The sequence below is a fragment of the Anoxybacillus sp. FSL W8-1294 genome, from assembly GCF_037965005.1.
In the GTDB taxonomy this organism is placed as follows: Bacteria; Bacillota; Bacilli; order Bacillales; family Anoxybacillaceae; genus Anoxybacillus; species Anoxybacillus flavithermus_G.
The window spans coordinates 1034737-1057135 of record NZ_CP150179.1; the positions used below are offsets into that span (position 1 = coordinate 1034737).

Genomic DNA, 22399 nt, shown 5'->3' on the forward strand with positions numbered 1-22399 from the left:
GACATGAAGCGCGCTCCGATCTTATTTTTCTTTCTTCTTTTTTTCTTGCCTTCTATTGTACAAGCTTCACCGCCAACAAATGAGCTAGTCAAACAACAAGCAGAACAAGTTGGGGTAGAGTCGATCAAGCAATATTGGGATCATATCGTTCAACAATACGGAGGGCTACTGCCGGAAAGTCAAAAAGGATCGTTTTGGCAGTTTATTAACGGGGAAAAAGAACTGTCGCTCAGCGAATGGTTGCAGGCGTTTATAAAGTTTTTATTGTATGAGCTTATGGCGAATGGAAAATTGCTAAGTATGCTTATTTTACTAACGATATTTAGCTTATTTTTACAATCGTTACAAAACGCATTTTCATATCACGCTGTGAGCAAAGTGGCGCATGCGGTTGTGTATATGGTGCTTATGATTATCGCATTAAATAGTTTTCATGTTGCGGTGACGTATGCGAAAGAAGCTATTCAGACGATGACAAGCTTTATGATTGCGCTTTTACCCATTTTACTGGCGCTTATGGCGTCATCAGGGGGAGTTGTATCTGTTGCCTTTTTCCATCCGATTGTGCTGTTTTTTATGAATATAACAGGGACGGTCGTTGAGCGTTTTTCATTGCCGCTTTTGTTTTTAGCGACAATTTTAAGCATTGTTAGCTTGTTGAGCGAACATTATAAAGTAACAAAACTAGCAAATTTGTTGCGCAACATTAGCGTCGGTTCACTCGGGATCATGTTGACGATTTTCTTCGGCGTGTTGTCTGTCAAAGGAGCGACAACCGCCATTGCCGATGGAATTGCGATACGGGCGGCTAAATTTGTCGCAGGAAACTTCATTCCCATTATTGGACGAATGTTCACTGATGCTGCTGACACCGTCGTCACTGCCTCCGTCTTATTAAAAAATACAGTTGGGTTGTTCGGAGTCGCTTTATTGCTCTTAATTGCAGCGTTTCCAGCGATCAAAATTTTAGTCATCGCGCTTATTTATCAACTAGCAGCTGCTATATTACAACCGATGGGAGGCGGCATCGTCATTTCCTGTTTAAGCATCATGGGCAAAAGCATTATGTATGTACTTGTTGCTTTGATGATCGTATCGCTTATGTTTTTTTTAAGTATGACCGTCATCATTGCAGCAGGAAATTTAACGATGATGGTTCGCTGAAAGGGGAATGGACGCTGTGGGACTCTTGACAGAATGGATTTCTCATCTCATTACATTTATTTTGCTAGCTGTTGTCATTGAATTGATTTTACCAAACGGTTCGTTTCAAAAGTATGTAAAAATGGTCGTCGGCCTATTGTTTATTTTCATTTTATTTTCTCCGCTTCTTCATTTGTTTCACGGGAACGTAGATACGTGGTTTGCTTCCATTCAGCGACAACAAAACGAAACGATTGAAAATGACATTGAAAGAAAGAAAAAAGAAATACAAGCCTCGCAACGTGCATATATTTTAGAACAAATGGCTGTCCAGCTAAAGAACACAGCGGCTGAGGAGTTGATGCGCACATATGGGTTAACGGTGACGGACGTTTCATTAACGATTGGGGAATCAGACCAAATCCCACCTCCGATTGAGGCAATTACGGTAGAGTTGGCAGAAGAAGCGACTTCTGTTGTCAAGCCCATTCGCATTCAATCATCACCATCAACAACGGAACAACATGACGACATTGCCCGCTTTTTAGCGCATATGTGGGAAGTGGATCCAGAGATGATTACGATTCATCTAGAAAGGAGGGAGTAGGGAGGGGTGAAACAATGGATTGAAAAAAACGGATTGATCGTCATCCTTTTCGTTTTCGGCTTATCGTTTATGATTTTTGGCAACGTGTTCAACTTTTCTTCTTCCAAACAAGTTCAGCAAGAAGCAACTCAAGCTGTATTTCGCCAATCAGATGAAGAAAAAAAATTAAAGCAAATTGCCGACTATGAAGAACGATACGAACAACAACTAAAAGAAGCGCTTGAAGCGATTGTTGGCGTTGGTGAAGTAAAAGTGATCGTAAATGTTGATGCCACAGAGCGAAACGTACTTGAAAAAAATGCAACCGTTCAAAAAAAGCGAACGATGGAAGAAGATAAAGAAGGAGGAAAGCGTCAAATCGAGGATGAATCAACAGACGAAAAAATTGTGATCGTGCGCAAAGGGGACGAAGAAACACCTCTCGTTTTGCAAACGAAAAAGCCGGAAATTCGTGGTGTGCTTGTTGTTGCGAAAGGAGCCGATCAAGTGCAAGTGAAAAAATGGATTGTCGAAGCAGTGACGCGAACGTTGAACGTTCCAAGCCATCGCGTTGCTGTTTTACCAAAAAAGTAAGGGGGAGAACATATGTTGAAAAAACAAACGGTTTGGTTGTTAACTATGTTTAGTTTAGTTGTCGTTTTATCGGTGTATTATGTAACAAGTCCTCAGCTTACAGAGCAAGTAGCGTTTGAACAAAAGGAAGAGGCAAACAATGAAAAAGGTTTAACACCGACGGATGAAGCGATGAAAGAAGAAGTCGCAAATGAGGAAGACGTGACTGTTGAACAAACGAATACAGGAAGCGACGATCTATTTACGGCGCTTCGACTCGAAATTGAGGATGAGCGAAGCAAGTTACGTCAAGAACTCAATGCCATTGTCGCTTCCAATAACGTATCTGCCGAAGAAAAAAGCAAGGCGATTGATCAGTTGCAACAACTATCGAACATTGCAGAAAAAGAAGCAGTGTTAGAAACGTTAATTAAATCGAAAGGATACGACGATGCGCTCGTTCGCGTTCACGAAAATCAAGTGCATATTACAGTAAAAGCAAAAGAACATTCGAAAAAAGCCGCGAATGAAATCATTCAGCTCGTTCAAAGCGAACTCGGCCGCGTACAAGACGTAGCTGTTCGTTTCCAAAAATAACCGGAAATCCGGTTATTTTTTTTCGGTTGAAAATAAATTTTATAATACTATATAATAATAATTGTTTTTATGACCAGATATAAATTTTCTAACATTTTCTTATCATTTTATTGAATAATGGAAAAGGTGTGTCGTATCATGGTATTGTATAATCTTTTCTACAAATGATGGGGCGAGGGGTGTAAGTCGATGTTGAAAATTCAAGAAATTCGCGAATTAATCCGATTAGTAAACGAGTCAAACATTGTGGAGTTTGTATACGAGCACGATGGCTCCAAAATTAAAATGAAAAAAGCTGGAGCAGCTGAACAAGTCGTCGTTGCTCCACCGAAAGTAGACGTGCCGCCGGCAGCTGTCGTTCAACAACAGACGCCGGTGACACCAGTCGTTGAAAAGGTGGAAGTGAAAGAAGAAGCGAGACCGGAAAAACAAGTTGTTGCAACAGAAAACTTACATACGATTACCTCGCCGATGGTCGGTACGTTTTATGCAGCGCCATCGCCAGATGCAGCACCGTACGTAAAAGTTGGCGATAAAGTGAAAAAAGATACGATCGTATGTATTGTTGAAGCAATGAAATTGTTTAACGAAATCGAAGCAGAAGTCGATGGAGAAATTGTAGAAGTGCTTGTGAAAAATGGCCAGCTCGTTGAATATGGACAACCTTTATTCCTTGTGAAGCCTGAATAAAGGAGCGATCGAGATGATAAAAAAATTGTTAATCGCCAATCGTGGGGAAATTGCTGTTCGAATTATTCGGGCGTGCAAAGAACTTGGCATCGAGACGGTTGCTGTATTTTCAGAAGCCGATCGTGAAGCGCTTCATGTTCAATTAGCAGACGAAGCATATTGTATCGGTCCAAAAACGTCTAAAGACAGCTATTTGAATTTCACAAACATCATGAGTGTGGCAACGTTAACCCAATGTGATGCCATTCACCCAGGATATGGTTTTTTAGCTGAAAATGCTGATTTTGCTGAGCTATGCCGTGAGTGTAACGTAACGTTTGTCGGACCAAGTCCGGAAGCGATTACAAAAATGGGAACGAAAGATGTTGCACGTGAGACGATGAGACAAGCTGGAGTTCCGATTGTTCCTGGTTCACAAGGAATTATTGAAAGCATTGACGAGGCAATTGCGCTAGCGAACGAAATCGGGTATCCTGTTATTATTAAGGCAACTGCAGGTGGCGGTGGAAAAGGCATTCGAGTCGCTCGAAATGAGCAAGAGCTCATTAAAGGAATTACGATCACACAACAAGAAGCAGCAACAGCGTTTGGAAATCCAGGGGTGTATATTGAAAAATACATCGAAGATTTTCGTCATGTGGAAATTCAAGTGTTAGCCGATTCATATGGAAATGTGATTCATCTTGGTGAGCGCGATTGTACAATTCAACGTCGTTTGCAAAAATTACTAGAAGAAACTCCATCTCCTGTACTTGATGAAGAAATGCGGCAAAAAATGGGGGAAGCAGCTGTCAAAGCAGCGCAAGCCGTTCAATACACAGGAGCAGGAACAGTTGAATTTATTTACGATTATCGCAATCGCCAGTTTTATTTTATGGAAATGAACACGCGCATCCAAGTAGAACATCCTGTAACAGAAATGGTGACAGGTGTCGATTTAATTAAAGAGCAAATTCGCATTGCCTCTGGTGAGAAATTAACGCTGAAACAAGAAGATGTGACGTTTAACGGTTGGTCTATCGAATGCCGTATTAACGCGGAAAACCCTGCGAAAAACTTTATGCCATCGGCTGGGAAAATTCAAATGTACTTGCCTCCAGGGGGATTTGGCGTGCGGGTGGATTCTGCTGCTTATCCAGGTTATACGATTCCGCCGTATTACGATTCGATGATTGCCAAACTGATCGTTCATGCACCGACGCGCGAAGAAGCGATCGCACGTATGAAACGCGCATTGAGTGAGTTTGTTATTGAAGGAGTTCATACAACGATTCCGTTTCATTTGAAATTGCTCGAGCATGAAAAGTTTGTCGAAGGAAACTTTAATACAAAGTTTTTAGAAACATACGATGTAATGAACTCTTAATGATAAAGGAGGGCATTTGTTATGTCTGAACACGTATTGGAAATGGAAAATGGCCACAACGGTCTAGGAAAAGTAGAAATTGCACCGGAAGTGATTGAAGTCATCGCCGGCATTGCGGCATCTGAAATTGAGGGTGTAGCACAAATGCGCGGCAACTTTGCTGCCGGTGTTGTAGAGCGATTAGGGAAAAAAAATCACGGTAAAGGTGTAAAAGTCGACTTAACAGACCGCGGCATTATCATTGATATTTATTGTGTCATGAACTTTGGTGTGTCCATTCCAACCGTCTCACAAAAAATTCAAGAAAACGTTCGTCAAGCATTGTTGACGATGACAGGGCTAGAGACAGCTGAAGTGAACGTTCATATTGTCGGCGTTCAATTCGAGTCATCGAAACAAGAATCGGAAGTCGAATAAAGAAGAGGGGGCAATCTCGTTTACGGGATCGCCCTTTTTCCATAGGTGAGTGTTTTCTTTCGTCGAAATATGTTATGATCATGATATAATTTTCGACAATATGATAGAAAGGGTTTTGGTCATGAAGCGGCATACAGCAAGAGAAAAAGCGTTACAAGCATTGTTTCAAATTGACGTAGGAGGCATTGAGCCACACGAAGCGGTTGCGAACGTCATTGAAGAAGAAACAGATCCGTTTATGGAGATGCTTGTTTTTGGTGTAGTTAAATACCAAAAAGAAATTGATGATTTATTGCGCCAACATTTAGAAAAATGGACGTTAGAGCGTGTCGCAAACGTCGATCGCTCGATTTTACGTATGGCTGTATTCGAAATGAAATATATGGATGATATCCCGTTGAGTGTAAGTATGGATGAAGCTATTGAGTTAGCCAAAGTATTTGGCGATGAAAAATCAAGTCGCTTTATTAACGGCGTGCTTGCAAAAATAAAAGAAACATTGTCTTAAAAGAATAAGGGGGAGAAGGATTTATGGCAGCACAAATCATTAACGGTTTTGAATTAGCAAAAGAAAAGCGAGCGCAGTTAGCAAAAGAAGTCGAACAGTTAAAACGAGAAGGTATTGAGCCAGCGTTAGCTGTTATTCTTGTTGGAGATCATCCTGCTTCACAATCGTACGTAAAAGCGAAGCAAAAGGCATGTGAAGAAATTGGAATTCGTTCTGTTTTGCTGACTTTTCCAAATGACATATCCGAATCGTTTTTGCTAGGGCAAATTGCTCGTCTAAACAAAGACCGCTCAATACACGGCATTTTAGTGCAATTGCCGTTGCCACCGCAAATCAATGAGCTACATGTGATTGAAGCGATTGCGCCCGAAAAAGATGTCGATGGTTTCCATCCGTTAAACGTCGGACGAATGATGACGGGGCAACAAACGTTTTTGCCTTGTACACCGTATGGTATTTTGTATATGGTTCAATCTTTGCAAGTTGATATTGTAGGAAAACATGTCGTTGTCGTTGGACGAAGTAATATCGTCGGCAAGCCGGTCGGTCAACTATTTTTGCGCGAACATGCGACAGTCACATATTGCCATTCCCGAACAAACGATTTAGAAGCGATCACACGCCAAGCAGATATTTTAATTGTTGCGGTCGGCAAACCGAAACTTATTACGTCTTCTTATGTGAAAGAAGGAGCAATTGTAATCGACGTCGGTGTGAATCGACTAGAAAATGGAAAGTTATGCGGAGATGTCGATTTTGATGATGTAAAACAAGTAGCAAGCTACATTACTCCTGTGCCAAAAGGTGTCGGACCGATGACGATTACGATGCTGTTGCACAACACGGTGCAAGCAGCGCGTGAACAACATAAATAAGCGAGGTTGTTTTTGTGACAGAGATGAGGTACGTAACGGTTGCAGCGTTAACGAAGTATATTAAGCGGAAATTTGAAGTCGATCCCCATTTGCAAGATTTATGGATTAAAGGTGAAATTTCCAACTTTACATATCATTCGCGTGGACATATGTACTTTACGTTAAAAGATGAACAAGCGCGCATTCAAGCCGTTATGTTCGCAGGGCATAATCGCCAACTAACATTTAAACCAGAAAACGGAATGACTGTGCTTGTTCGCGGTGAAATCTCCGTATACGAGCCAAGCGGAACGTATCAAGTATACGTAAAAGAGATGCAACCGGATGGTGTTGGTGCGCTTTATTTAGCGTATGAGCAGTTAAAAAAGAAACTAGAGCAGGAAGGGCTATTTGCTAAAGAGCATAAAAAGCCGATTCCGAAATTCCCGCAACATATTGGTGTTGTAACATCGCCAACGGGGGCAGCGATTCGCGATATTTTAACGACGATTCGCCGCCGCTATCCGCTCGCAAAGGTGATTCTATTTCCGACGCTCGTTCAAGGGGAGCAAGCTCCGTTATCGATCGTTCAATCGATTCAAAAAGCAAATGATATCGGATATATTGACGTGCTCATCGTCGGACGCGGTGGAGGTTCGATTGAAGAACTTTGGGCGTTTAATGAAGAAATCGTGGCGCGAGCGATTTTTGCCTCGCGCGTTCCGATTATTTCTGCCGTCGGACATGAAACAGACTATACGATCGCTGATTTTGTTGCGGATTTGCGTGCGCCGACGCCGACAGGGGCGGCGGAACTTGCTGTGCCGCATGTCGCAGATTTGCTTTCGCGTGTATCCGACCAACAAGCTCGTCTCATTCGAGCGACGAAAGAACGGTTAAATGCGGAACAAAAACGGCTTCAATCGTTGCGTTCATCGTATGCGTTTCGCTATCCGAAACGGCTTTACGAACAAAAAGAGCAGCAGTTAGATATACTTGTTGACCGATTGCAACGACAAATGAACGATATGTTAAAACAAAAAGAACATAAACTCCAACAGTTGCAACTGACACTGTTTGCACATCATCCACAATCGCGAATCGAAAAAGCGGCTGATTGCATTCGTACGTTACAACAAACAATTGTTCGTAATATGAACGATGTGATGAAACAAAAAAAATGGTCGCTTGTAACAACGATGACGAAGCTCGATGCGCTCAGCCCATTAAAAATTATGGAACGTGGCTACAGCCTCGCGTATGATGAGCAAGAAACGCTCATTAAGACAGTAAAACAATTGCAAACAGGGGATCGTGTTCAAATCCGCTTTCAAGACGGGCGCGCACATTGTATTGTTTCAAATACTGAGGAGGAGAACGTATGACGTTTGAAGAAGCGATGAACAAACTTGAAGAAATTGTGCAAAAGTTAGAAGAAGGGGACGTTCCGCTTGAAGAAGCGATTCATTTTTTTCAAGAGGGCATGAAATTATCGAAGTTTTGTCACGACAAGCTACAACAAGTGGAAAAACAAATGGAATTTATTTTACGGGAAGATGGACAGCTTGAACCGTTTACAGTGCAGGAGGAATAAATGTGGAACGGTTATTGCGACAATATAAAGAGCAAATCGAACAGCAGCTACCGACGTATATTGAATCGTTGCAAGCACCCGAAACAATTAAAGAAGCGATGCTCTACTCGTTGCGAGCAGGAGGAAAACGGATTCGCCCTCTTTTGTTGCTCTCAACGTTACATGCATTTCGTAAACCAATTGGCATCGGTATGTCTGTTGCCTGTGCGCTTGAAATGATTCATACGTATTCACTTATTCATGACGATTTGCCGAGCATGGATAACGATGATTTACGGCGGGGTAAACCGACAAATCATAAAGTATTTGGTGAAGCGAATGCGATTTTAGCAGGCGACGCGTTACTGACATACGCTTTTCAAGTAGTTGCAGATGACAAAACCATTTCATCGGATGTAAAAGTTCGTCTTATTTCTGAATTAGCAAAAGCAGCTGGACCCGAAGGAATGGTTGGCGGACAAGTAGCCGACCTTGAAGGAGAAGGAAAAACAATTAGTTTGCAACAATTAGAATACATTCACCGCCATAAAACTGGAAAGTTGTTGCAATATAGCGTTCGAGCAGGTGCGATATTAGGTGAAGCAACAGAACAACAATTAACGTTGTTAACATTATTTGCTGGCCATCTCGGTTTAGCGTTTCAAATTCGCGATGACATTTTAGACATTGAAGGAGACGAACAAAAGATCGGAAAAAAAGTAGGAAGCGATATTGAAAACGATAAATCGACGTATCCTTCTCTTTTGACGCTTGATGGGGCAAAGAAAAAACTTTGCGATCATATGAAAGAAGCGCGCAAACTTCTTGATGAAGCAAAAATTGATGCGTCGCTATTACATTATATTTGTGATATTGTCGAAACACGCGATCATTAAGAGCATTGAGGAAAGAAGAAACATGTGGTATAGTGGAAAAGAAATGTTAGCCGTTCACACGTTCGTGTAAGCGGCTCTTTTTTGCGTACAAACATGTTTATCTGTATAATTAAAATACATAAAATTGTATGATATCAGGTTTTAGCTTACATGAAAGAGAGTGATCGCGTTGGATGTTACAGCGATTCGAAACCCAAAATTTTTAAAGCAAATGTCAAATGAACAACTCGTTCAATTGAGCGAGCAAATTCGACAATTTTTAATTGAGAAATTATCGAAAACAGGTGGACATATTGGTCCGAATCTCGGAGTCGTTGAATTGACGATTGCGCTTCATAAAGTGTTTGAAAGCCCGAAAGATAAACTCATTTGGGATGTTGGCCATCAGTCGTATGTGCATAAAATTTTAACTGGGCGTGCTAGTCAATTTGATACGTTGCGACAATATAAAGGATTGTGCGGCTTTCCAAAACGTAGCGAAAGCGAACATGACGTATGGGAAACGGGGCATAGCTCGACATCGTTATCTGCTGCAATGGGTATGGCGATTGCACGCGACTTAAAAGGAACGGACGAATATATCGTTCCGATCATTGGGGACGGCGCGCTCACCGGGGGAATGGCGCTAGAAGCGTTAAACCATATCGGACATGAGAAAAAAGATATGATTGTCATTTTAAACGATAACGAAATGTCGATTGCTCCAAACGTCGGGGCGCTTCATAATGTACTTGGTCGCCTGCGAACAGCTGGAAAGTATCATTGGGTAAAAGATGAATTAGAAATGTTGTTAAAGAAAATTCCAGCTGTCGGTGGAAAGCTTGCTACAACAGCGGAACGTGTCAAAGACAGCATTAAATATTTGCTCGTTTCGGGCGTATTTTTTGAAGAACTCGGCTTTACGTACTTTGGACCGGTAGATGGCCATAACTTTGAAGACTTATTTGAAAACTTACATTATGCAAAAAAGGCGAAAGGCCCTGTTCTTGTTCACGTCATCACGAAAAAGGGAAAAGGATATCACCCAGCGGAAAGCGACAAAGTCGGAACGTGGCACGGAACAGGACCGTATAAAATTGAAACGGGTGATTTCATCCAATCAAAACAATCTGCTCCATCTTGGAGTGCGGTTGTGAGTGAAACAGTGCGCAAATTAGCGCGCGAAGACCGTCGCATTGTTGCCATTACGCCTGCGATGCCTGTTGGTTCAAAATTAGAAGGGTTCGCAAGCGAATTCCCTGAGCGTATGTACGACGTCGGTATTGCTGAGCAACATGCTGCCACGATGGCTGCTGGTTTAGCGACGCAAGGAATGAAACCGTTTTTAGCAATTTATTCAACATTTTTACAACGGGCGTACGACCAAGTTGTTCATGACATTTGTCGCCAAAACTTAAACGTGTTTCTTGGTATTGACCGTGCAGGGCTCGTCGGTGCGGACGGCGAAACGCATCAAGGTGTGTTTGACATCGCCTTTTTACGCCACATTCCAAACATCGTATTAATGATGCCAAAAGATGAAAATGAAGGGCAACATATGGTATATACGGCCATTCAATACGATGACGGCCCGATTGCGATGCGTTTTCCGCGTGGCAACGGTCTTGGTGTGCCGATGGATGAGCAATTGAAAAAAATTCCGATCGGTACGTGGGAAGTGTTGCGTGAAGGAATAGACGTTGCCATTCTAACGTTCGGTACGACGATTCCGATGGCGCTCCAAGCAGCTGAACGTCTTGCAAATGAAGGCGTTTCTGTACAAGTCGTCAACGCCCGTTTTATTAAGCCACTTGATGAAGCGATGTTGCATACGCTACTGCAACAAAACATGCCGTTACTTACAATTGAAGAAGCGGTACTTCAAGGTGGATTTGGTAGTGCTGTAATTGAATTTGCTCATGATCACGGGTATCATGGGGCGATTATTGATCGAATGGGCATTCCGGACCGTTTTATTGAACATGGCGGTGTGTCGCAACTTCTTGAAGAAATTGGACTAACGACAGAACATGTAATGGAACGAATTTGTTTATTAACTCCGAAAAAAAGAAAAAGGGCATGAGAGATGAAAGGGAAGAAAGAACGTTTAGATGTATTACTTGTCGAACGCGGATTGGCTGAAACGCGCGAAAAGGCGAAGCGAACAATTATGGCTGGCCTTGTGTATTCAAACGAAATGCGGCTTGACAAACCAGGGGAAAAAGTTCCCGTGGACATTCCGCTGACGGTGAAAGGAAATGCGCTACCGTATGTGAGTCGCGGTGGGCTAAAACTTGAAAAAGCGTTACAAATGTTCGCGCTTGAAGTAAAAGATAAGATTATGGTTGACATTGGTGCATCGACAGGCGGATTTACGGACTGTGCGTTGCAAAATGGAGTGAAGTTGTCGTACGCTCTTGATGTGGGATACAATCAGCTCGCATGGAAACTGCGCCAAGATGAACGTGTTGTAGTCATGGAGCGGACGAACTTTCGTTATGTGACGCCGAGTGATTTTCAACACGGCTTACCAAACTTTGCAACGATCGATGTGTCGTTTATTTCATTAAAATTAATTTTACCCGTCTTAAAAACGATTTTAGTGCCGCATAGCGATATCGTTGCTTTAGTCAAACCGCAATTTGAAGCGGGAAAAGAGTTTGTCGGAAAAAAGGGGATTGTCCGCGATGCACGTGTTCATGTGCACGTACTTGAAACAATTACTGCATTTGCGCAACAAGAAGGGTACGACATTATTGGGCTAACCCACTCACCGATTACAGGCGGTGACGGAAATATTGAATTTTTGCTTCATTTACGTTGGGAAGGCAAAGAAGTAGGAGAAAATCGCTTGACTGTTTCTCCAGAAGAAGTAGTTGCCAGGGCACACAGCGAGTTGAAAGAAAATAAAGAACATGCGGGGGAATAACGATCGGTTATTCCCTCTTGTTTGCTCGTCTGTCGTTCGGTAACATAGAAGTATAAATATGCATATGTTATACACACGAAAGAGGTGTTTTCGTTGAATAAAGGACAACGTCATATTAAAATTCGTGAAATTATTTCAAATCATGATATTGAAACACAAGATGAGCTTGTTGATATGTTACGCAAAGAAGGTTTTAACGTCACGCAAGCAACGGTGTCTCGTGACATTAAAGAACTTCATTTAGTAAAAGTGCCGATGGTGGATGGGCGATATAAATATAGCTTACCTGCCGATCAACGATTTAATCCGCTCCAAAAGTTAAAACGTGCACTCATGGATGCATTTGTAAAAATTGATGGAGCAGGTCACCTGCTCGTTATGAAAACGCTGCCGGGAAATGCGCATGCTATCGGTGTACTGCTCGATCATTTAGAATGGGATGAAATTGTTGGCACGATTTGTGGTGATGATACTTGCTTAATTATTTGCCGCACGCCAGAAGATACAGAAGTTATTTCAAAACGATTGTTGGACATGCTGTAATAAAGGTGTGAGCGTAAGATGTTAGCGGAGTTATCTATCAAAAACTTTGCCATTATTGAATCCCTTTCGCTTTCGTTTGAAAAAGGATTAACCGTTTTAACTGGAGAAACGGGAGCGGGAAAATCCATTATTATTGATGCCATTCATTTGTTAATTGGCGGACGCGGCTCAGCAGAATTTGTTCGATACGGCGAAACAAAAGCGGAAATCGAAGGTCTTTTTTTGCTTGAACAAGATGATCACCCGTGTTACAGCAAATGTGCCGAGCTTGGCATCGATATAAGCGATGGGATGATTGTGCTTCGTCGAGAGCTAACGATAAACGGAAAAAGCGTCTGTCGCGTGAACGGAAAGTTAGTCACGATCGCGACATTGCGTGAAATTGGTTCCACACTTGTAGATATTCACGGACAACATGAGCATCAAGAATTGCTTGATGAAAATAAGCATTTATATTTATTAGATGAATATGGAGGCGAGCGTATTCGTGACGCATTAGAGGAATATAAAGCTTTATATGCGGCGTACGAGCGAGTCAAGCGTCAACTGCAAAAGTTAAATGAGAATGAGCAACAAATGGCGCATCGTTTAGATTTATTAACTTTTCAGTTAGATGAAATTCAAAAAGCAGAGCTACAGTTAGATGAAGATGAACAGCTAATGGAAGAGCGGCGAAAAATCGTTAACTTTCAGAAAATATACGAGGCGTTACAAAGTAGCTATGAAGCGCTTTACGGGGAGCAACGCGGACTTGATTGGATTGGATTAGTGATGAATCATTTAGATCATGTGAGCGAAATCGATTCATCGTTGAAACAAGCTCAAGAAGTTGTATCGAACTGTTATTATTTGTTAGAAGAAGTGGCCCATCAACTGCGTGAGCAATTAGATCAATTAGAATACGATCCGCTTCGACTTGATGAAATTGAAAGTCGCTTAAATGAAATTAACCATTTGAAACGCAAATACGGCCAAACAGTACGTGACATCTTAGAATATGCGGCGAAAGTGGAAGAAGAAATTGAAACGATTCAACACCGCGATGACCATATTCATAAATTGCAGACCGAACTTCAATCCATCACGGCTGATTTATTAGTTGAAGCGAAACATATAAGCGAATTGCGTATGCAATATGCGAAACAACTGATCGACGACATTCATCAAGAGCTAAAAGATTTATACATGGAAAAAACGACGTTTGATGTTGTTTTTCGAAAACCTCAAGGAACGTACGATGATCCATTGCTTGACGGAACGCCTGTAAAGTTGCAATCAAACGGAATAGATGAAGTTGAATTTTACATTTCGACAAATCCAGGCGAGCCGTTAAAACCGCTTGCGAAAGTTGCATCAGGCGGAGAATTGTCGCGCATGATGCTTGCTTTAAAAAGTATTTTTTCTAAACATCAAGGCGTCACTTCCATCATTTTTGATGAAGTCGATACCGGTGTAAGCGGTCGCGTTGCTCAATCCATTGCGGAAAAAATTTATCGCGTGGCACGCCATTCGCAAGTATTATGCATTTCGCACTTACCACAAGTGGCAGCAATGGCCGATACGCATTTATTTATTGCAAAAGAAACGATAGACGGGCGAACAAAAACGACCGTCGAAGCGCTAAATGAAGAAGAAAAAATTAACGAAATTAGCCGTATGATTTCTGGAGTGGAGATTACAGACTTAACGAAACAGCATGCACGTGAGTTATTGCAATTAGCTAAAAAGATCAAAAACGAAACAACATAAATACCAACATTGACATTGTTTTTTTCATTTTATCCGGTTATATTTCATTTGTTTCAGGCAACATTAAATAGTGTAGGATTCGGTGTGTACGTAGGAACGAGGAGAGTGAAGACATTTGAATTTTGACAAGTTAAGAAAAGGAATAGGTGCATTTCTCCTTGTTTCTTTTATCGTTCTAAGTATGGCAACACCATTTCAAAAGTATGTAAATATTCCAAAACAACTTGTTTTATTTCAAGGACAAACGGCTCATGTGCCTGCATCTGGCTCTGTCCAAGCTGTAACAACAAACGCTGTTTCTGTTCGACAAAAAGAAAAATTAGCGATTAGCGGACAACATGTTGGGGAAAGCGATGTCGTTTTACAAATGGCAGGATTTCCAATTAAACAAGTAAATGTAAAAGTATTGCCAGATTTCAAAGTTGTTCCCGGTGGTCAATCGATCGGCGTGAAGTTAAATACGGTTGGCGTTCTTGTCGTTGGTCACCATTTAGTGGAGACGGAACAAGGAAAACAATCTCCCGGGGAGAAGGCTGGCATTCAAGTAGGGGACGCGATTACCCACATTAACGGACAAAAAATCGAAAAAATGACGGATGTTTCTCCATTCATTGAAGAGGCGGGAAGAACGGGTAAATCTTTACGATTAACCGTTGCTCGTGATCACCATACGTTTGAAACAATACTGACTCCGTTGAAAGATAAGCACGATCAGGCGTATCGTATCGGATTATACATTCGCGACTCAGCAGCAGGAATTGGAACAATGACGTTTTTCGATCCGAAATCAAACATATATGGAGCACTCGGACATGTCATCTCCGACATGGATACGAAGAAGCCAATTATCGTTCGGGATGGAACGATTGTTAAGTCGACAGTGACGGCGATCGATAAAGGAAGAAACGGAAGTCCTGGTGAAAAACTGGCGAGATTTTCGGCCGATAAACAAGTGATTGGTAACATTAAAACGAACAGCCCGTTCGGTATTTTTGGTAAACTCTCAAAACCGATTCAAAATGGTATTTTTGACAAACCGATGCCCATTGCTCTGTCGACAGACGTAAAAAAAGGTCCAGCAAAAATATTAACCGTCGTCGAGCAAGATCGGGTGGAAGCGTTTGATGTTGAAATCGTTAGTGTGACACCGCAAAAATTCCCAGCTACAAAAGGAATGGTCATCAAAGTAACCGATCCACGACTATTAGAAAAAACAGGTGGAATCGTTCAAGGAATGAGTGGAAGTCCGATTATTCAAGATGGAAAACTTGTTGGGGCTGTGACACATGTATTTGTAAATGACCCAACATCTGGATACGGTGTGCATATCGAATGGATGTTGCATGAAGCTGGAATTAACATTTATGATCGAAACGAACAAAAAGCGAGCTGATATTAGCTTGCTTTTTGTTTTTCCACGCAATTTGTCATGTTTTATCATGACACGACGTAAACATGTAGTATAAAATAAAAGAAACAGCATGCGCGAATGCTTTATGAAAAATATAAATTATTTGACTAATTTCGTAAAAGAAAAAGGATTTTCATCCATTGTGTCGAATTAAGCACGTGTGTGATAAAAGATCATTGCTTTAGGGAGGAAGGATTTCGTGAGTACAATCAAAGTGTGCATTGTAGATGATAATCGTGAGTTAGTGCATTTGCTTGAAGAATACATTACAAGCCAAGGGGATATGGAAGTCATTGGCGTTGCATATAACGGACAAGATTGCTTGCAGTTGCTGCGCGATCGCGATCCTGATGTTCTCGTTCTTGACATCATTATGCCGCATTTAGACGGTTTGGCTGTATTAGAAAAGCTGCGCATGATTAAACAGCCATTGCCGAACGTAATCATGCTCACGGCATTTGGGCAAGAAGATGTAACGAAAAAAGCAGTTGAACTTGGCGCTTCTTACTTCATTTTAAAACCGTTTGATATTGAATATTTAGTCAATCAAATTCGCCACGTATGTGGCAAAAAACCAGCCGTATTCAAACGACCGATTCTTGCGCCAATTCGTGACGGAAAACCGAAAAATTTAGACGCAAGCATTACGAGCATTATTCACGAAATCGGCGTTCCTGCGCACATTAAAGGATATTTATATTTGCGTGAAGCGATTGCGATGGTATACAACGATGTTGAATTGCTTGGATCAATTACAAAAGTGCTTTACCCAGACATTGCGAAAAAATACAATACGACAGCTAGTCGCGTTGAGCGAGCGATTCGTCATGCGATCGAAGTTGCGTGGAGTCGCGGTAATTTAGAATCCATTTCCTCTCTGTTTGGCCATACTGTCAGCATGTCAAAAGCGAAACCGACAAACTCGGAATTTATTGCGATGGTTGCTGATCGGCTAAGACTTGAACATAAAGCGAGCTAATAAAAATAAGGTAGTCGAACGGCTACCTTTTTTGTTGTTCCTTTTTTTCGATTTCAAGTAACTTTTGGATTAATATGTGCTGAGGCATGTGCATAATTTGTTCTAGCGGGACATTTAATGCTTTTGCTAGCTTTTGGGCGGTTTCTAACGAAATTTGTAACGGTCGCATACATTTCACTCCTTTCATACGTTAAGTATAAAACATTTTTTAAGGTGGGAAAAGGATGACACATATTTTTGCTCATCGTGGTTCGGCGGGAACGCATCCAGAAAATACGATGATTTCGTTTATGGAAGCGGCACGTGTGCAAGCGGACGGAATTGAACTTGACGTGCAACTTTCGAAAGATGGGGTTGTCGTCGTTATTCATGATGAAACAGTAAATCGAACAACGGATGGAACAGGATGGGTAGGACAAATGACGTATCGGCAATTACGGAAATTAAATGCTAATTATAAATTTAAAAAATACGACTTTTGTCCCATTCCATCGTTACAAGAAGTGCTTGAGTGGGCGAAAAACACGTCGTTACTCATCAATATTGAGCTAAAAAACAACCTGATCCCTTATGAACGGTTAGAAGAAAAAGTGATTGAACTCGTTGAACGATACGATTTAGCATCACGTGTCATTTTTTCCTCGTTCAACCACGAAAGTATGGCAACATGTCAGCAATTGGCTCCCCATATTGAAACAGCGCTACTATACATGGAAAAGTTGCATCGGCCGTGGAGCTACGCTCATACGTTACAGGCGCTAGCGCTTCACCCGTATCACCCAACTGTAAATCGATCGTTTGTGGAAGCGGCTCATGCCCATCGCTTGCTCGTCCGCCCTTTTACGATCAATAAAGAAGAGTTGATGAAAACGATGTTTCAATATGAAGTGGATGGTATATTTACCGATTTTCCAGAAAAAGCGCAAAACGTACGCGAAAAAACGCTTCGATCACTCTGAATCGAAGTGTTTCTTTTTTTGGAAGCGTGGTTGCACTTTATTTCGTTTTCGATCGCGATGCAAAATAAATCCTGCAATAAAGCTAAGACCGACAAGAAAACAAAATAAGCCAAGCAAAAACTGCACAATAATTGAAGGGATAGGTGGATGCAAAATGCCAAACACTGTATCACGCATCCATTTAATTCCTAATGCTGCTATAAATCCGGGAATAAGTAAAATAAGTAGGGCGACCATTCGTTGCATAAAACAAAACCCTTTCCGTTTGTTCTGTTTTCATCATAAATGTTTTTGATGGTTTGTCAAGAAGAGAAAAACAATGTATGATGAAAGCGTCTGCAAAAAATTGCAAACGAATAGGTGATGGGAATGAAAAAAGTATTAATTGTCGGAGCAGGCAAAGGTGGGAGTGCGCTATTAAAAATGTTTCATGAAACAAAACTGATGGATGTTGTGGCGATTGTCGATCGAAACGACGATGCGCCAGGGATAAAGGCTGCGCGTGACATGGGTATTCAAACGAGCAACCATTGGCGTGATGTGTTAACGGACGACATCGACATCATTGTTGAAGTCACAGGAGACGACGAAGTGTTTACTACGTTGCGTAAAGCAAGCGCTGCGCATACGGTCGTCATTCCGGGTGATATTGCCTATATTATTGCACAACTTGTCGAAGAAAAAGAACAACTTATTGCTACGTTAAAAACAGCAACAACGAAGCATGATTTAATTTTTAACTCTACACATGATGGAATGATTGTTATTGATGAATGTGGTTTTGTAACGCACATGAATCCAAGTGCAGAGAAGATGATTGGAAAAAAGAAAAAGGAAGTTATAGGATCACATATTTTGCATGTCATTCCAGCTAGCGGATTGCCACGCGTATTACAGACAAGAGAAGTCGAGTTAAACCAAGAATTGTTATTAGAAAACGGAAAAAAAATGATTACGACACGTATTCCGTTAATCGACGAAAACGGCGAATTATTCGGCGCTTTTGCGGTATTTAAAGATATTACAGAAGTTGTTCATTTAGCGGAAGAAGTAACAAATTTAAAAGAAATTCGCACGATGTTAGAAGCCATTATTCATTCTTCTGAAGAAGCGATCTCCGTTGTTGATGAATATGGCAATGGTATTTTAATTAATCCGGCGTACACAAAGTTAACGGGCTTATCAGAAGAAGAAGTGATCGGAAAACCGGCGACAGCGGACATATCTGAAGGAGAAAGCATGCATATGAAAGTGTTAAAAACACGGCGGCCAGTAAGAGGTGTGCGCATGAAAGTCGGATCGAAAAAGCGAGATGTCGTCGTGAATGTAGCCCCGATTATCGTTGATGGGGTATTAAAAGGGAGCGTCGGTGTCATCCACGATGTATCTGAAATTGAACAGTTGACCTCTGAGTTACAACGCGCTCGTCAAATTATTCGTACGTTAGAAGCGAAATATTCATTTGATGATATCGTCGGCACGTCTGAGGAAATGATGTTAGCGATTGAACAGGCGAAATTGGCAGCGAAAACACCAGCAACCATTTTGCTTCGTGGTGAATCCGGGACAGGAAAAGAATTGTTTGCACATGCTATTCATAATGCGAGTGATCGAAAATATCACAAATTCGTTCGTGTCAATTGCGCTGCCATTTCTGAGTCACTACTTGAAAGCGAATTGTTTGGTTATGAGGAAGGAGCGTTTTCTGGTGCAAGACGCGGAGGAAAAAAGGGACTATTTGAAGAGGCAAACAACGGAAGCATTTTTTTAGATGAGATTGGCGAGTTATCAGCTAATATGCAAGCCAAACTATTACGGGTGCTGCAAGAAAAAGAAATTGTGCGCGTAGGTGGCACAAAGCCGATTCCGATTAATGTACGTGTCATTGCGGCAACAAATGTTCACCTCGAAAAAGCGATTGCCGATGGGACTTTTCGTGAAGACTTATACTATCGGTTAAATCGCATGCCAATTTACATCCCACCGCTACGTGCTCGAAAGCAAGATATTCCAGCTTTATGTGAACGACTCATACAAAAACTAAATCAAGACTATGGACGTAATGTGGAAGGGATTACAGATGATGCGCTCGCATATTTACTCTCTTACGATTGGCCAGGCAATGTGCGTGAGTTAGAAAACGTATTAGGGCGCGCCATGATTTTTATGAAATATAACGAAGTCATCATTGAGCGTAAACATATTTCATTGTTGCATAAGCCGAAGGAGCAAGAACATGTTTCATCACACGAATCATCGGCTGTGAACAAACCGTTAGCGGTGCTTGTGGAACAATATGAAGCCAAAGTGATTGAACGTGTTTTGCAATCATGTCAAGGGAATAAAACGGCAGCTGCCAAACAGCTTGGCATTTCTATTCGAAATTTATATTACAAACTTGAAAAGTATGGACTTGATAAAAAGAGCATGCAATAATGTTCATAGTATGCAAAAAGTTGCAATATAAAAATAAATAAAATAAAGCGTTTCCGCCATTAAAAAGTTGGCACGCCCTTTGCAAGAATATAAAGCGACGAAAAAACAAAGGGGTTGAGCAGATGAGATGAAGCTACAATCGTTGGTCACCAAAGCACCCCAATTTCCTGAAGCAACGGTAGCTGTTGCGGCAGCAGAAGACGAAGAAGTGTTAAAAGCGGTCGCACAAGCGCTACAAGCAGGATTCGGGCGATTTATCTTATATGGCGATGAATCCGTTTTATCACGCCTCGTTGCTGAACACGTCCAAGATGTCGGTCACGACGCTATCCGCATCGTTCACGCTTCGACAAACGAGGAAGCAGCCCATATGGCTGTGAAAGCGGTGCATGAAAAGGAAGCAAGTGTCTTGATGAAAGGGAACGTACCGACAGCAACGATTTTAAAGGCGGTGCTAAATAAAGAATATGGACTTCGTACAGGCCGTGTTTTATCGCATGTTGCTGTATTTGATGTGCCGAATTATGAACGTCCTATTCTCGTCACGGATGCAGCGATGAATATCGCACCTGATTTACAACAAAAAGCAGAAATTATTATGAACGCAGTACAAGTGGCAAAAGCAATTGGCATCCATACGCCGAAAGTTGCACCACTCGCCGCTGTTGAAGTTGTCAATCCAGCGATGCCGGCAACGATTGATGCAGCCGCATTGTCCCTTATGAATCAACGAGGACAGTTGAAAGATTGCATCGTCGATGGACCGCTCGCTTTAGATAACGCCATTTCCGTTGAATCAGCGCAACATAAAGGCATTCAAAGTTCGGTAGCAGGACATGCGGATATTTTAGTTGTGCCGAACATTGAAACGGGAAATGTGCTATATAAATCGCTCGTGTACTTTGCCCGCGCGCAAGTAGGGGCGATTATTGCTGGTGCAAAAGCACCCATTGTATTAACATCTCGCGCGGATTCAGCAGAAAGTAAATTATACTCGCTAGCACTAGCTATTTGTGCAACGGACAAATAACAAGGGGGGAACGAAAGATGGAGATTTTTAAATATATGGAACAATACGACTATGAGCAATTAGTATTTTGCCAAGATAAAGAATCAGGATTAAAAGCGATCATTGCGATTCACGATACAACGCTTGGACCAGCGTTAGGCGGTACGCGCATGTGGATGTATGAATCAGAAGATGCAGCCATTGAAGATGCGCTTCGTTTAGCGCGTGGGATGACATACAAAAACGCAGCAGCTGGATTAAATCTTGGCGGTGGAAAAGCGGTTATCATTGGGGATCCGCGTAAAGATAAAAACGAAGCGATGTTCCGTGCGTTCGGTCGCTTCATTCAAGGGTTAAATGGCCGTTATATTACAGCGGAAGACGTTGGTACAACGGTTGCTGATATGGATATTATTTATGAAGAAACAGACTATGTGACAGGTATTTCACCAGCGTTCGGTTCATCTGGAAATCCTTCTCCGATTACTGCATACGGCGTGTATCGCGGTATGAAAGCAGCGGCAAAAGAAGCATTTGGTAGCGATTCGCTTGAAGGAAAAGTGATCGCGGTACAAGGTGTTGGTAATGTTGCTTACAATTTATGCCGTCATCTTCATGAAGAAGGAGCGAGGCTGATCGTTACAGACATTAATAAAGAGGCGGTGCAACGCGTTGTTGAAGAATTTGGGGCGCAAGCGGTAGACCCGAACGATATTTATAGTGTGCAATGCGACATTTTCGCTCCATGTGCGCTTGGAGGAATTATTAACGACCAAACAATTCCACAATTGAAAGCAAAAGTTATTGCCGGTGCTGCGAACAATCAATTGCGTGAAGCAAGACATGGAGACATCATTCATGAAATGGGTATCGTTTATGCGCCAGACTACGTCATTAACGCGGGTGGCGTCATTAACGTAGCGGATGAGTTATATGGATACAACCGCGAACGTGCGCTGAAAAAAGTTGAGCAAATTTACAACAATATTGAAAAAGTCATCGAAATTGCGAAACGTGACGGCATTCCAACATACCAAGCAGCCGACCGTTTAGCTGAAGAACGCATTGCGAAAATGCGTCAATCACGTAGCCAATTTTTACAAAACGGTCAACACATTTTAAGCCGTCGCCGTACGCGCTAAAAATATGCAATGAAGCGAGGACGTATGTTCTCGCTTCGTCGATGATAAAAATGGAGGGTT

General features: G+C 41.8%; 24 protein-coding genes. 22 read left to right on the forward strand and 2 right to left on the reverse strand.

Annotated features, from left to right (window positions below; genetic code table 11):
• Positions 1 to 3: 3 nt before the first annotated feature.
• The 18 genes from spoIIIAE to spo0A all read left to right on the forward strand — a co-directional run bounded on the left by spoIIIAE (position 4) and on the right by spo0A (position 16793).
• Entirely contained in the window at positions 4 to 1164 is a 1161-nt protein-coding gene (spoIIIAE, locus tag NSQ23_RS05495) for a stage III sporulation protein AE (RefSeq protein ID WP_064220659.1), read from the forward strand.
• Between the two features lie 7 nt (positions 1165 to 1171).
• Positions 1172 to 1750 carry a stage III sporulation protein AF gene (gene spoIIIAF, locus NSQ23_RS05500; protein WP_004889593.1) on the forward strand — a complete coding sequence of 193 codons (579 nt, stop codon included), beginning with the start codon at positions 1172 to 1174 and terminating at the stop codon, positions 1748 to 1750.
• A 6-nt stretch (positions 1751 to 1756) separates the two neighbouring features.
• Positions 1757 to 2323 carry a stage III sporulation protein AG gene (gene spoIIIAG / locus NSQ23_RS05505; RefSeq protein ID WP_004889594.1) on the forward strand — a complete coding sequence of 189 codons (567 nt, stop codon included), beginning with the start codon at positions 1757 to 1759 and terminating at the stop codon, positions 2321 to 2323.
• Positions 2324 to 2335: 12 nt separating this feature from the next.
• Positions 2336 to 2899 (forward strand): SpoIIIAH-like family protein, encoded by a 564-nt coding sequence (locus NSQ23_RS05510; RefSeq protein ID WP_004889595.1) that lies wholly within the window; start codon positions 2336 to 2338, stop codon positions 2897 to 2899.
• Between the two features lie 189 nt (positions 2900 to 3088).
• Complete coding sequence (gene accB / locus NSQ23_RS05515) at positions 3089 to 3589, forward strand: acetyl-CoA carboxylase biotin carboxyl carrier protein (protein ID WP_004889596.1); 501 nt, start codon at positions 3089 to 3091, stop codon at positions 3587 to 3589.
• Between the two features lie 13 nt (positions 3590 to 3602).
• On the forward strand, positions 3603 to 4955 hold the full coding sequence (accC, locus tag NSQ23_RS05520) for an acetyl-CoA carboxylase biotin carboxylase subunit (RefSeq protein ID WP_064214086.1): 1353 nt from the start codon (positions 3603 to 3605) through the stop codon (positions 4953 to 4955).
• A 21-nt stretch (positions 4956 to 4976) separates the two neighbouring features.
• Complete coding sequence (locus NSQ23_RS05525) at positions 4977 to 5372, forward strand: Asp23/Gls24 family envelope stress response protein (RefSeq protein WP_004889598.1); 396 nt, start codon at positions 4977 to 4979, stop codon at positions 5370 to 5372.
• A 121-nt stretch (positions 5373 to 5493) separates the two neighbouring features.
• Entirely contained in the window at positions 5494 to 5880 is a 387-nt protein-coding gene (gene nusB / locus NSQ23_RS05530; protein ID WP_004889599.1) for a transcription antitermination factor NusB, read from the forward strand.
• A gap of 23 nt (positions 5881 to 5903) precedes the next feature.
• Positions 5904 to 6755, forward strand: a complete 852-nt coding sequence (gene folD / locus NSQ23_RS05535; protein ID WP_339173581.1) for a bifunctional methylenetetrahydrofolate dehydrogenase/methenyltetrahydrofolate cyclohydrolase FolD — start codon at positions 5904 to 5906, stop codon at positions 6753 to 6755.
• A 23-nt stretch (positions 6756 to 6778) separates the two neighbouring features.
• Positions 6779 to 8119 carry an exodeoxyribonuclease VII large subunit gene (gene xseA, locus NSQ23_RS05540; protein WP_192949112.1) on the forward strand — a complete coding sequence of 447 codons (1341 nt, stop codon included), beginning with the start codon at positions 6779 to 6781 and terminating at the stop codon, positions 8117 to 8119.
• Entirely contained in the window at positions 8116 to 8328 is a 213-nt protein-coding gene (locus NSQ23_RS05545; RefSeq protein ID WP_004889602.1) for an exodeoxyribonuclease VII small subunit, read from the forward strand. The genes xseA and NSQ23_RS05545 overlap by 4 nt, the downstream gene beginning before the upstream one ends.
• 2 nt (positions 8329 to 8330) lie before the next feature.
• Entirely contained in the window at positions 8331 to 9203 is an 873-nt protein-coding gene (locus NSQ23_RS05550; protein WP_339173584.1) for a polyprenyl synthetase family protein, read from the forward strand.
• A 169-nt stretch (positions 9204 to 9372) separates the two neighbouring features.
• Positions 9373 to 11265: a 1-deoxy-D-xylulose-5-phosphate synthase gene (dxs, locus tag NSQ23_RS05555; RefSeq protein WP_064214089.1), complete on the forward strand. Its 1893-nt coding sequence runs from the start codon at positions 9373 to 9375 to the stop codon at positions 11263 to 11265.
• Between the two features lie 3 nt (positions 11266 to 11268).
• Positions 11269 to 12111: a TlyA family RNA methyltransferase gene (locus NSQ23_RS05560; RefSeq protein WP_064214090.1), complete on the forward strand. Its 843-nt coding sequence runs from the start codon at positions 11269 to 11271 to the stop codon at positions 12109 to 12111.
• A gap of 93 nt (positions 12112 to 12204) precedes the next feature.
• Positions 12205 to 12654, forward strand: a complete 450-nt coding sequence (argR, locus tag NSQ23_RS05565; RefSeq protein WP_339173587.1) for a transcriptional regulator ArgR — start codon at positions 12205 to 12207, stop codon at positions 12652 to 12654.
• Positions 12655 to 12672: 18 nt separating this feature from the next.
• Positions 12673 to 14403: a DNA repair protein RecN gene (gene recN / locus NSQ23_RS05570; RefSeq protein ID WP_339173589.1), complete on the forward strand. Its 1731-nt coding sequence runs from the start codon at positions 12673 to 12675 to the stop codon at positions 14401 to 14403.
• 115 nt (positions 14404 to 14518) lie between these two features.
• The gene (gene spoIVB, locus NSQ23_RS05575; RefSeq protein WP_339173592.1) at positions 14519 to 15796 is read left to right on the forward strand and encodes a SpoIVB peptidase; all 1278 of its coding nucleotides are present in this window, start codon (positions 14519 to 14521) and stop codon (positions 15794 to 15796) included.
• A 217-nt stretch (positions 15797 to 16013) separates the two neighbouring features.
• Positions 16014 to 16793: a sporulation transcription factor Spo0A gene (spo0A, locus tag NSQ23_RS05580; RefSeq protein WP_004889612.1), complete on the forward strand. Its 780-nt coding sequence runs from the start codon at positions 16014 to 16016 to the stop codon at positions 16791 to 16793.
• A gap of 22 nt (positions 16794 to 16815) precedes the next feature.
• On the opposite strand, the gene NSQ23_RS05585 is transcribed toward spo0A, so the two are convergent.
• Positions 16816 to 16962, reverse strand: a complete 147-nt coding sequence (locus NSQ23_RS05585) for a YycC family protein (protein WP_064498956.1) — start codon at positions 16960 to 16962, stop codon at positions 16816 to 16818.
• Between the two features lie 55 nt (positions 16963 to 17017).
• Here NSQ23_RS05585 and NSQ23_RS05590 point away from each other — a divergent pair, with 55 nt between their 5' ends.
• Complete coding sequence (locus NSQ23_RS05590; protein ID WP_339173596.1) at positions 17018 to 17752, forward strand: glycerophosphodiester phosphodiesterase; 735 nt, start codon at positions 17018 to 17020, stop codon at positions 17750 to 17752.
• Here the strand turns inward: NSQ23_RS05590 and NSQ23_RS05595 are convergent.
• Positions 17744 to 17998: a DUF2627 domain-containing protein gene (locus NSQ23_RS05595; protein WP_339173598.1), complete on the reverse strand. Its 255-nt coding sequence runs from the start codon at positions 17996 to 17998 to the stop codon at positions 17744 to 17746. The genes NSQ23_RS05590 and NSQ23_RS05595 overlap by 9 nt on opposite strands.
• A 123-nt stretch (positions 17999 to 18121) precedes the next feature.
• On the opposite strand from NSQ23_RS05595, the gene NSQ23_RS05600 reads away from it, so the two are divergent.
• From NSQ23_RS05600 to bcd, 3 genes are all read left to right on the forward strand, one after another.
• Positions 18122 to 20188 (forward strand): sigma 54-interacting transcriptional regulator, encoded by a 2067-nt coding sequence (locus NSQ23_RS05600; RefSeq protein ID WP_339173601.1) that lies wholly within the window; start codon positions 18122 to 18124, stop codon positions 20186 to 20188.
• 127 nt (positions 20189 to 20315) lie between these two features.
• Positions 20316 to 21218 carry a phosphate butyryltransferase gene (gene yqiS / locus NSQ23_RS05605; RefSeq protein ID WP_339173602.1) on the forward strand — a complete coding sequence of 301 codons (903 nt, stop codon included), beginning with the start codon at positions 20316 to 20318 and terminating at the stop codon, positions 21216 to 21218.
• A 17-nt stretch (positions 21219 to 21235) separates the two neighbouring features.
• On the forward strand, positions 21236 to 22339 hold the full coding sequence (gene bcd / locus NSQ23_RS05610) for a branched-chain amino acid dehydrogenase (RefSeq protein ID WP_004889619.1): 1104 nt from the start codon (positions 21236 to 21238) through the stop codon (positions 22337 to 22339).
• Positions 22340 to 22399: the final 60 nt, after the last annotated feature.